This is a genomic window from Streptomyces sp. NPDC059166, assembly GCF_042755185.1.
GTDB lineage: Bacteria > Actinomycetota > Actinomycetes > Streptomycetales > Streptomycetaceae > Streptomyces.
This window is the reverse complement of sequence record NZ_JBHZCI010000077.1, coordinates 1-10,710: the sequence shown is the minus strand read 5'-3', so window position 1 is coordinate 10,710 and position 10,710 is coordinate 1. Positions and strand designations below refer to the sequence as shown.

The 10,710-nt window shown below is 69.9% G+C and carries 9 protein-coding genes and 1 riboswitch; of the genes, 1 reads left to right on the top strand and 8 read right to left on the bottom strand.

Features of this window, described 5'->3' with window-relative positions; translation table 11 throughout:
* Window positions 1–50: 50 nt before the first annotated feature.
* Window positions 51–941, bottom strand: coding sequence for a peptidoglycan DD-metalloendopeptidase family protein (locus ACFXOA_RS31770; RefSeq protein WP_385035572.1), 891 nt, complete (start codon window positions 939–941; stop codon window positions 51–53).
* Between the two features lie 5 nt (window positions 942–946).
* Window positions 947–1,102, bottom strand: a riboswitch (cyclic di-AMP (ydaO/yuaA leader).
* A 427-nt stretch (window positions 1,103–1,529) separates the two neighbouring features.
* On the opposite strand from ACFXOA_RS31770, the gene ACFXOA_RS31765 reads away from it, so the two are divergent.
* The gene (locus ACFXOA_RS31765) at window positions 1,530–2,354 is read left to right on the top strand and encodes a tyrosine-protein phosphatase (RefSeq protein WP_385035570.1); all 825 of its coding nucleotides are present in this window, start codon (window positions 1,530–1,532) and stop codon (window positions 2,352–2,354) included.
* A gap of 47 nt (window positions 2,355–2,401) precedes the next feature.
* Here the strand turns inward: ACFXOA_RS31765 and ACFXOA_RS31760 are convergent, their stop codons facing one another.
* The 7 genes from ACFXOA_RS31760 to shc form a co-directional block, all read right to left on the bottom strand.
* Entirely contained in the window at window positions 2,402–2,575 is a 174-nt protein-coding gene (locus ACFXOA_RS31760) for a DUF6126 family protein (RefSeq protein ID WP_385035568.1), read from the bottom strand.
* Between the two features lie 70 nt (window positions 2,576–2,645).
* On the bottom strand, window positions 2,646–3,272 hold the full coding sequence (locus tag ACFXOA_RS31755; RefSeq protein WP_385035566.1) for a helix-turn-helix domain-containing protein: 627 nt from the start codon (window positions 3,270–3,272) through the stop codon (window positions 2,646–2,648).
* A gap of 57 nt (window positions 3,273–3,329) precedes the next feature.
* Complete coding sequence (locus tag ACFXOA_RS31750) at window positions 3,330–4,724, bottom strand: aspartate aminotransferase family protein (protein WP_385035564.1); 1,395 nt, start codon at window positions 4,722–4,724, stop codon at window positions 3,330–3,332.
* The gene (dxs, locus tag ACFXOA_RS31745; RefSeq protein WP_385035562.1) at window positions 4,721–6,631 is read right to left on the bottom strand and encodes a 1-deoxy-D-xylulose-5-phosphate synthase; all 1,911 of its coding nucleotides are present in this window, start codon (window positions 6,629–6,631) and stop codon (window positions 4,721–4,723) included. Before dxs ends, ACFXOA_RS31750 begins: the two co-directional genes overlap by 4 nt.
* A 205-nt stretch (window positions 6,632–6,836) precedes the next feature.
* The gene (gene hpnH, locus ACFXOA_RS31740) at window positions 6,837–7,856 is read right to left on the bottom strand and encodes an adenosyl-hopene transferase HpnH (RefSeq protein WP_385035560.1); all 1,020 of its coding nucleotides are present in this window, start codon (window positions 7,854–7,856) and stop codon (window positions 6,837–6,839) included.
* A 6-nt stretch (window positions 7,857–7,862) separates the two neighbouring features.
* Window positions 7,863–8,522, bottom strand: coding sequence for a 1-hydroxy-2-methyl-2-butenyl 4-diphosphate reductase (locus tag ACFXOA_RS31735; protein WP_385035558.1), 660 nt, complete (start codon window positions 8,520–8,522; stop codon window positions 7,863–7,865).
* Between the two features lie 4 nt (window positions 8,523–8,526).
* Window positions 8,527–10,539: a squalene--hopene cyclase gene (gene shc / locus ACFXOA_RS31730; RefSeq protein WP_385035556.1), complete on the bottom strand. Its 2,013-nt coding sequence runs from the start codon at window positions 10,537–10,539 to the stop codon at window positions 8,527–8,529.
* Window positions 10,540–10,710 lie beyond the last annotated feature (171 nt).

Here is a 10,710-nt window from a genome sequence, read left to right as displayed (position 1 = left end):
GCGGTGCGCCGCAGCGCACCGCCCTCCCCCCTGCTCTCAGGTGGCGCGACTCAGATGGCGACGCCGTGCGAACGCAGGTAGGCGATCGGGTCGACGTCCGAGCCGTAGCTCGGCCCGGTCCGGACCTCGAAGTGGAGGTGCGGGCCGGTGGAGTTGCCGGTGGAACCGGAGAGGCCGATCTGCTCTCCGCCGGTCACGGTCTGCCCGGCGGAGACCTCGAGGGAGGACAGGTGCGCGTACTGGGAGTACATGCCGTCGCTGTGCTGGATGACGACCTCGTTGCCGTAGGAGCCGCTCCAGCCGGCGGAGACCACGGTGCCCGGGCCGATGGACCGGACGCTGGTGCCGGAGGCCGCCCGGAAGTCGGAGCCGGTGTGGTAGCCGCTGGACCAGCTGGCGCCGGAAGCACGGTACTGGGTCGTGACCTCGGGGTTCTCGACCGGCGCGGTGTAGCCGGAGGCGTTGCTCTCGGAGGTGCCCGCGGCAGGGGTCTCCTCGGCCGGAGCCTGCCGCTCGGCGGCGGGTGCCGCTGCCTTCGCCGCGGAAGGCGTGGCCTCGGTGGACTTCGCGGCGGGCGCGGACGCCTTCGCCCCGAGGGTCAGCTTCATGCCCGGGCGGATCAGGCTCGGGTTCTCGCCGACGACCTCACGGTTGTCCTTGTACAGCTTGTGCCAGCCGCCCTTGATCTTCTCCTTGACGGCGATCTTGGCCAGGTAGTCCCCGGCGACCACGGAGTAGGTCCTGGGAGCCTTCTTGGCCGCGGACGCGGGGGCGCCGTGCGTCGCGGCGGACTTCACGGCCGGCGCGGACTGCTCGGCGGCGTGGGCGCCGGTGGCGCCGATCAGCGGGAGGGCGAGAACGGCGCCGCCCGTCCCTGCGGCGAGGACGCCTCGGGATATCGGGCCGGTCTTCCTGCGACGGTGCTTGCCTCGTGCGGGCATGGGGGAATTCCTCTCCGGCGCCTGCGAGGTGAGCTGTCGGGTTCGGACTGGAGATGCCCGGCCGCGGTACGCGACTTGACCCCTAGCCGCCCGGATCCCCCCGGACGGCGGCTTGCCTGGTTCCCCCGCTCCTGCCACACGTGAGTCGGTTCGGATTCCGGGCGGCGGCAGGATTAGGCGTTCCGCTCGGATTGACCGTGACGTTAAGCGAGCCCGCACACCGTGAACAAGCTCCGGATTGCGGAACAGAAAGCAGACTTCATTTCCCGCCCGGAAATGCCGTCACACTCCGTGGATTGAAGATCTTGAATTTCCGTGCGGCGTCAGCAATTCCCTTGCGCACATTCACCACACACCGTCACGGATATGATCCCGCTCACCCATCACCCGCCATGTGCCGCACAGGAGGGGCATGTTCGACTAAATACTTCAATACGGACATGTCGCTACCAATAGACCGGACCCGACATAGGGGAACGGAGTGAAGCCGGGCGCACCGAGGAGGTTGCCCGATGCACCCATGTCGTATCGTCGCGAGCGTGCCCCCGTCGGCGAGCGGCGCCGGCGCCCGACACCCCAGGAGCCCTTGTGACGCAGCTGCCAGAGGTCCCGCAGGCCGGTCCCGAACCGGTGGACGTCGATCTGACCGGTGTCCGCAACTTCCGCGACGTCGGCGGACTTCCGACCGCGGACGGACGCACCGTGCGTTTCGGGCGTCTCTACCGCAGCGGGCACCTCGCCCACGCGACCGAGTCGGACGCGGCCTTCCTCGCCGGGCTCGGCCTGCACACGGTCTTCGACTTCCGCAACGCCGCCGACCACAAGCTCGACGGGCTCGACATCGACCTGCCCGGTGTCCGGAACGTCAGCATTCCGCTCTCCGACCCGGCCGACGGCGCCGAGTTCTGGCGACTCGTGCGGGACGGCAACATCGAGCAGCTGCGCTCGATCCTGGCCGACGGCAAGGGCACCGAACGCATGGTCGCCTCCTACCGCTCGATCATCAAGGACCGAACCGCCGAGCACAGCCGTGTGCTCCACGCACTGGCCGAGGACAGCGTGCCGGCCCTGATGCACTGTGCGGCGGGCAAGGACCGGGCCGGCCTCTCGATCGCCGTCACCCTTCTCGCGGTGGGTGTGGAGAGGGAGGCCATCGAGGCCGACTACCTCAAGTCCAACGACGCCCACCGCCGCTACAAGGTGAAGCGCAGCGACACCTCCGCCACGGGTATGTCGGCGGAGGTGATGGAGCTGCTCAATCCGCTCTTCGGTGCGCACTCCGACTATCTCGCGGCCGCGTTCGCCACCATCGACGAGATCTGGGGCGGCACCGACCGGTACTTCCTCGAAGGGCTGAAGGTCGGCCCCGAGACCCGCGAGAAGCTGCGCGAGCGCCTGGTCGAAGGCGCGTGAGGCCCTGAGTTCCGGCCCTCAGGCCTTCGGCCCCGTGGTGGGCGGGATCAGCCCTCGCCCGCCACGGTGAAGAGGAGGAACAGGAACGCCGCGATGACGTGCCCGGCCACCAGATAGGCGAAGAGGCGGATCACGACACCGCGGGGCATGCGCCTCTCCTGCGTGTCCTGGTCCCTGGCACCGCGCGGGGTGAGTGGGTCGAAGCTCTCCGAATCGGACATGACGGTCCTCTCTCGCGGCCGTGTGAGGCCCCGGTGGCGAACGGCACGCGCCGTGCGGCGCGTGTGTGGATCAGAGCCGGTGCATCCCACTGCCGCCCGGGCACAGCTCGGCGACCGGGCTCTGCAGCAGTGTGTGGACGAAGAGCAGGTTCGCCCCGCCCGCGTCGAGCGCCGCGATCCGGTGCGGGGTGAGGGAGTCGAAATGTGCGCTGTCGCCGGGTACGAGGTCGTGGACCGACTCGCCGAGCACCACCCGCAGCCCGCCGTCCAGGACGTACAGCCATTCCTCGCCGGGGTGGACACGCACGAGATCCCCCTCGGCGCCGTACGGGACACGGACCCTCAGCGCCTGCATCGCCCTGCCCGCCCCGCCGGCCTGCCGGTACAGCCAGCCTCCCGCCTCGGGCCGGACCTGGGCGGCCTCGGCCGGTCCGGTCCCGCGGATGATCGCGTCACGTTCCGGCGGAATCTCTCCCAGGAGTTCGGACACGGTCGTACCGTAGACGCGGGCGAGTCCCAGCAGCATGGGCAGCGAGGGCTGCCGACGGCCGGTCTCGAGCCGGGAGAGGTGCGCGGGCGAGAGACCCGCCCGGCCGGCCGCGCTCTCCAGTGTGAGACCGCGACCGCGGCGCAGTTCGCGCAGCCGCGGTGCGATGCCGGGCAGCTCGTCGGAGGTGACGGCACCAGGAGGGTTCATGCCTCCATTGGGCCACCACATTTCCTCCGAGGCAAATATATTGCCTTTGAGGCAAAATCAGCGGTTGGCGACGGCTTGCTTCACCAGTGTCCTGCCGAAGTCCCACATCAGCCCGCCACCGCTGTGCGCCTCGTCCATCACGGCGGTGAACGCGGTCACGAAGCGGTCCACCTCCTGTTCCCCGATGATCAGCGGGGGGATCAGTTTGATCACTTCGAGGTGGTCTCCCGAGACCTGGGTCAGGATCCGGTGCTTGTGCAGGAGCGGCGCCACCACCATCTGCGCGAAGAGTCCCTTGCGGGCGGCCTGGAGCATGGCCCACCGGCTGCGGAGCTTGAGCGAGGAGGGCCGGCCGAACTCGATACCGATCATCAGCCCCCGGCCTCGCACCTCGCGCAGCAGCTCGTAGCGGCCGACCAGCGCGGCGAGGCGCTCGCGCAGCAGGTCGCCGGTGCGGCGGGCGTTCGCGACGGTCTGCTCCTGTTCCATCACGGCGAGGACGGCGAGTCCGGCCGCCATGGCCTGGGCGTTGGACCCGAAGCTCGCGGAGTGCACCAGCACCCGGTCCATGGAGGAGTAGACGCGCTTGAAGATCCAGTCCTTGCCGAGCGTCGCGCCGACCGGCACGTACCCGCCGGACAGGGCCTTGGCGACGCACAGCAGGTCGGGTTCGACCCCTTCCTCGTGCTGGTAGGCGTAGAAGTCGCCGGTCCGGCCGAGTCCGGTCTGCACCTCGTCGGCGATGAGCAGGGCCTTGTGCCGGTGCAGCAGGTCCTGCGCCTCCCGCAGGAAGCCCGGGGGCGGGGCGTTCACCCCCTTGCCCTGGATCGGCTCGACGACCAGCCCGGCTACGTCGCCCCGCCGCAGCTCGCGCCGCAGCGCGTCCGTGTCGCCCAGGGCGATGGCCGTGTCCGGGAGGAGAGGGGCGAAACCCTCCCGGAAACCCTTCTCGCCGTTGACGGAGAGCGATCCGGTGGTCAGGCCGTGGAAGGCGTGGTCGCAGTAGAGGATCCTGGGTCTGCCCGTGGCGTACCGGGCGAACTTCAGGGCGGTCTCGACGGCCTCCGTACCGCTGTTCCCGAAGAAGACGCGGTCCAGGTGCGGGCTGTGGGCCAGCAGTTTCTCGGCGAGCAGCCCGGGCAGGGGCTGGCAGTCGAAGCGGGTGAGATCGGCGAGCGAGGCGTCCAGGACGTCGTGCAGCGCGCCCCGCACCACCGGGTGGTGCCTGCCGAGCCCCATCACACCGAAGCCGGCGAGCATGTCGAGGTAGTCGTTGCCCTCCGAGTCCCAGAAGTACGCGCCTTCCGCCCGCTCGTAGACCTTGTCGAATCCGAGGGTGTGGAGCATCCGCGGCAACTGGTGGTTCAGGTGCCGGGTGTGCAGCTCGTACCGCTCGCCGCCGCGCTCGGAGAGCAGTCGTGCCAGGTCGAAGACCGGCCGTCCGTCGTTCATGCTCCGTACTCCTTCGGCAGGTGCTGCGGCCCGTCCGGCGTGTGGCGCTCCAGAGCCGCGCCGATCCCTCCGGCGACCTCCACCGGGGTGAGCCCGATCTCGGCGAGCACCTCGTCGCGCGAGCCGTGGGTGAGGAACTGCTCGGGGATGCCGAACGTCCGCAGCGGTACGTCGACGCCGGCGTCCCTGAGCGCCAGTCCCACGGCCGAGCCGACCCCGCCGCTCCTGATGTTGTCCTCCACGACCGCCACCAGCCGGTGGCGTGCGGCGAGTGCCGGCAGTTGCGCGTCGACGGGCTTGACCCATCGGGGGTCGACCACGGTGGCGCGGATGCCGGATCCCGCGAGCAGGTCGGCCGCCTGCAGACAGAGCGGGGCCAGCACCCCGACGGCCACCAGCAGGACGTCCGGGTCCGGGGCCTGGTGCAGGACGTCCATCCCCCCGATCCGTCCTACGGCCCCGACGGGCTCCCCCACCGACTCCTTCGGGAACCGGACGACCGTCGGCGCGTCGTCCACCTCGACGGCCTCACGCAGCTCCTCCCGGAGCCGCTCCGCGTCGCGCGGTGCCGCGATGCGCAGCCCCGGGACGACCTGGAGCACCGACATGTCCCACATGCCGTTGTGGGAGGGCCCGTCGGTCCCCGTGACTCCCGCACGGTCCAGGACGAAGGTCACCCCGCTCCTGTGCAGCGCGACATCCATCAGCAACTGGTCGAACGCCCGGTTGAGGAACGTGGCGTAGATCGCCACGACCGGGTGCAGACCGCCGGCGGCCAGTCCGGCTGCGGACACGGCGGCGTGCTGCTCGGCGATCCCCACGTCCCAGACCCGGTCGGGGAACTCCCGGGCGAACCGGGTCAGTCCGACGGGGTGAAGCATCGCCGCGGTGATCGCTACGACGTCCGGGCGCTCGGCCCCGATCGCGGCGATCTCGTCCTCGAAGACCGAGGTCCAGGAGGGCGCGGCGGGCACGACCAGTGGCTCACAGGTCAGCGGGTCCATCCTTCCGACCGTGTGGAAGCGGTCGGCGTCGTCGGCGAGAGCGGGAGCGTAACCGCGGCCCTTCTCCGTGATGCAGTGCACCAGCACCGGACCTCGGAACCGCTTGGCGCGGTGCAGGGCGGACTCGACCGCGGCGGTGTCGTGCCCGTCGACGGGGCCGACGTATTTCAGTCCGAGGTCCTCGAACAGGCCCTGGGGGGCGAAGGTGTCCTTGAACCCCTTCTTCGCACCGTGCAGCGACCCGTACAGCGGCGGCCCGATGACGGGCGTCTGCTGGAGGATTTCCTTGCCCCAGGAGAGGAAGCGCTCGTAGCCGTCGGTGGTCCGGAGGGTGGCCAGGTGGTTGGCGAGCCCGCCGATCGTCGGGGCGTACGAACGCTCGTTGTCGTTGACCACGATGATCAGTGGGCGGTCCGGGGCCGCCGCGATGTTGTTGAGTGCTTCCCAGGCCATGCCTCCGGTGAGGGCACCGTCGCCGACGACGGCCACCACGTGACGGCTGCGGCCCAGCACCTCGTCCGCCTTGGCCAGGCCGTCCGCCCAGCCGAGGACGGTGGAGGCGTGGGAGTTCTCGATGACGTCGTGCTCGGACTCGTCGCGGGAGGGGTAGCCGGACAGCCCTCCCCTGGTCCGGAGCTTGGAGAAGTCCTGACGTCCCGTCAGGAGTTTGTGCACGTAGCTCTGGTGCCCGGTGTCCCACAGGACGCGGTCCACGGGCGAGTCGAACACCCGGTGGAGCGCGATCGTGAGTTCGACCACCCCGAGGTTGGGTCCGAGGTGACCGCCCGTCCTCGTCACCGTCCGGATCAGGAACTCCCTGATCTCCTCGGCCAGTCCGCCGAGTTCCGCCGGGCTGAGCGCCTTGAGGTCCTGCGGCCCCTTGATGGATTCCAGCAACGTCACTTCCGGGCCCCTCTCCCTGGTCCTGTGATCGGCTCCTGGCGGTTCACCCGCGGGTCCCCGGGCCCTCCGTGCACCCCGGGGTACCCTGCCCGCCCCCGTCCGCCCGCGGCCCGCCCCGGAGCGTCCGCCAGGGGCGTGCCCGTACGGACCGGGCCGGCGGGACGGGGAGAGCCGGTGCCACCGGCTCTCCCCCGCGGTCATGACGTCACCGGCCCCCGCCGATGGTCTCCCGTGCCGCTCGCAGCGACTCCTTCAGCGACCCCATGGTGGCGAGTACCGCCGTGGGCTCGTAGCCGCAGTGCGCCATGCAGTTGGCGCAGCGTGGGTCCTTGCCGCGGCCGTACTTGTCCCAGTCCGTCTCCTCGATGAGTTCGCGGTAGGTGGGGACGTACCCGTCGCTCATCAGGTAGCAGGGTCGCTGCCAGCCGAAGAGGGAGTAGTTGGGGATGGCCCAGGCCGTGCACGGGAAGTCGGCCTTGCCCTCCAGGAAGTCGAGGAAGAGCGGTGAGTGGTTGAGCCGCCAGCGGCTGCGGTTGCCTCCGGCGAACGACTTCTTGAAGAGCTCGCGGGTCTGCTCGACCCCCAGGAAGTGCTCCTGGTCGGGGGCCTTCTCGTAGGCGTAGGCCGGCGAGATCATCATCTCGTCGACCTTCAGCTCGTCGTTGAGGTAGTTCAGCACCTCGATGACGGTCTGCGGGGTGTCGGTGTTGAAGAACGTGGAGTTGGTCGTCACCCGGAAGCCCCGCCGCTTGGCTTCCTTGATGGCCTCGACCGCCTCGTCGAAGACGCCCTCCTTGGCGACCGACTCGTCGTGACGCTCTCGCAGGCCGTCGATGTGCACGGCGAAGGCGAAGTAGGGCGAGGGCGTGAACTTCTCCAGCTTCTTACGCATGAGCATGGCGTTGGTGCAGAGGAAGACGTACTTCCTCTTCGCCACCAACTGGCGGACGATCTCGTCGATCTGCGGGTGCATCAGGGGCTCCCCGCCGGCGATGGAGACCATCGGCGCACCGGACTCCAGCACGGCGCCCACGGCCTGCGCGACCGGCATGCGCTGCTTGAGCACACCGGCGGGGTGCTGGATCTTCCCGCAGCCCTCGCAGGCGAGGTTGCAGGCGAACAGGGGTTCCAGCTCGACGATCAGCGGGAACTTCTCCCGCTTGCGCACCTTCTGTTCGAAGAGATACGTCGCAACCTTGATGGACTGACGGAGCGGCATGGCCATCTGGGCTCACCTCCTGGGGAGCAGCAAAGATCGGTGCCATTCATAAAAAGCCGGAAGGACAGCACGAAGAACGCGGAATGCCGATATTCCACCGCGCACCGTGCCGATACGGACGAGCTCATGCTCCGGAGCGTCCACGACCACCCGTACGGCCGCAACGGGGCGTGGCCCGGTGCGTACGGCTGTGCGCAGGGTGGCGGCCGATTCCATGTCCACCGCGATGGCGCCGGTGGCCCGGAGGGCGGCGCGCTCCGGGCCGCGTACGACATGCCCGGAGCCGGTGAGCGGACCGGTGTGGACCGTGCGTCCCGGAACGGCCCTGACCAGCGCGTCGACCATCGCCCCGGTGCCCGAGCAGGTCGTGGTGCCACCGGGGTCCCGGGTCTCCTGCGCCACCACCAGGTCGCCCGGGTGCATGCCCGGTTCGAGTCCGGCGCAGAAGCCGGCGGCGAGGACCGCCGTGCCACCCGCGCCCTCCAGCCCCAGTGCCTCGCGGACGGCGTTCTCCGCGGCCCGGGGGCCCATACCGGATCTGATGACGCTGACCGGTCCGGGCCCCGGGGTGCCGCCACGCCTGCCGGTGCGCAGGGCGAGGCGTTCGATGCCGAGCGCACAGGCGATCAGCAGCGGAGTGGCGGTACCGGGCGGCTCCTGCGCACCACCCATGGGTTCAGGCCCCCTTGCCGTTGCCGGCGGCGCTGCAGGCCCCGCTGGTGAAGGGGTCTCCGTGCACGTAGCGGCCGAGGGCGGTGAGCGGGAAGACCTGCCGGTAGAGGTGGTAGTTGATCGAGAAGTCCCAGGGGAAGCCGGTGCCGGTGAAATGCGGCTCGTCCCAGGAACCGTCCGCCTGCTGGGTGTTCGCCAGCCAGGTCACTCCTCGCTCGACGGCCCTGCTCTCGCGCTCTCCCGCGGCCAGGAGGGCCAGGAGGGCCCACGCGGTCTGGGAGGGGGTCGAGGTGCCCAGCCCGATCCACTTCTCCTCGTGGTAGGACCTCAGGTCCTCGCCCCAGCCTCCGTCGTCGTTCTGCACGGATCTCAGCCATTCGACGGCCCTGCGGACCGAGGGATGCGAAGAGGGCACCCCGGCCACGATGAGAGCGGGGAGCACGGAACCGGTGCCGTAGATGTAGTTGACGCCCCATCGCCCGAACCAGGCGCCGTTCGCCTCCTGTTCGGCGAGCAGCCACTCGACTCCCCTGCGGGTCCGGGGGTCGTGGGCCCGGCCCTCGACGGCGAGCATCTCCACCACGTGCCCGGTGACGTCGGCCGAGGGCGGGTCGATGACCTCTCCGAAGTCGCAGAACGGCAGCCGGTTGGGGAAGGGACTGGTGTTGTCCGCGTCGAAGGCTCCCCACGCACCGTTGCGTGACTGCATGCCGAGGTTCCAGCGGACCCCTCGTTCGATGGCGGCCTCGACCCTGGCCGGGTCGGGGTGCCGCACCCGGCGCAGGGCCAGGACCACTTCGGCGGTGTCGTCGATGTCGGGGTAGTTGGTGTTGTGGAACTCGAACGCCCATCCCCCGGGGGCCAGTTCGGGCTTACGCACGGACCAGTCGCCGGGACGGACGATCTCCTCGCCGAGCATCCAGTCCGCCGCGCGCACCAGCGCCGGATGGTCGGGGGCGACCCCCGCGTCCGCGAGGGCGATGGTGGCGAGGCAGGTGTCCCACACCGGGGACTGGCACGCCTCGACCATCCGGGCACCGTCCTCCCGCCACACGGCGAACCGGTCCAGCGACGCGAGCCCTTCCCGCATCACCGGATGGTCGAGGTCGTATCCGAGCAGGTGCAGCGCGATGACGGAGTAGACGGCGGGGGGCTGGATTCCGCCCCAGCAGCCGTCGTTCTCCTGCCGTTCGATGATCCAGCGGGCGGCGGCGTTCATGGCCATGCGGCGCAGCCTGCACGGGGCCACCCGGTGGTAGAGGTGCAACGCCTTGTCGAGCCGCTGGAAGACGCCGTCCCAACTGGCTGCGGGGGCCTTGCGTCCGGGCGGCGCGGGGCAGGCGGGATCGGTGTGCAGTTCGTCGAGGGTGAAGGGGGCGGGGCGTACGGGCCGCTTCGCCGACACGATGGTCAGCGGCACGATGGTCTGACGCGCCCAGCACCCGAAGTCGTAGATGTTGAGCGGGAACCACTTCGGGAAGAACATCAGCTCGGGCGGGAGCTCGGGCAGGTCCTCCCACTTCCACCAGCCGAAGAGCGCGAGCCAGATCCGGGTGAAGACCCGGGATTCGGCGATGCCTCCCTGGTCCCTGACCCAGCCGGCGGCGCGGATCATGTGCGGGTCGTCGGGCCGGTCACCCGCCAGCCTCAGGGCGACGTACGCCTCGATCGTGGCCGAGAGGTCGGGAGGCCCCTCGAAGAAGGTGTTCCATGTGCCGTCGCCGAGTTGCTCGCCCCGGATGAACCGGGCCGCGGCCTTGACGGTGTCCGGGTCCTGGATTCCCAGGAACTGACGGAGCAGCAGGTCCTCCGCGTCCATGGTGACGTTGGTGGCGAGGTCGCCCTTCCACCAGCCCTGCTCGTCCTGTCTGCCGAGGAGGTGCTCCACCGAGCGTTCCGCGGCCCTCCGCGCGACGGTGAGCAAGTCGTCCGCGGCGGTGATCGATTCGGTCGGATCGCCGGCCGAGGCTGCGCGGAGGTTCGCGGCCCCGGTGCTTCCGTCTGTCGTCGCTGTCATGGCTTCCCCTTCGTGCAGTCAGGTCCTCTGCTGTGCTGGGGTCTCCGTCGGGGGGGGGCCCCGGGGGGGCCCCCCCGCCCCGTGGGGGGAAAAAATGATTGTGATGAAAAAATTATTTATACCACCAAAAAGGCCGGCAAAGTGATGAGCGGCCCCAAAACGTTAGGGATG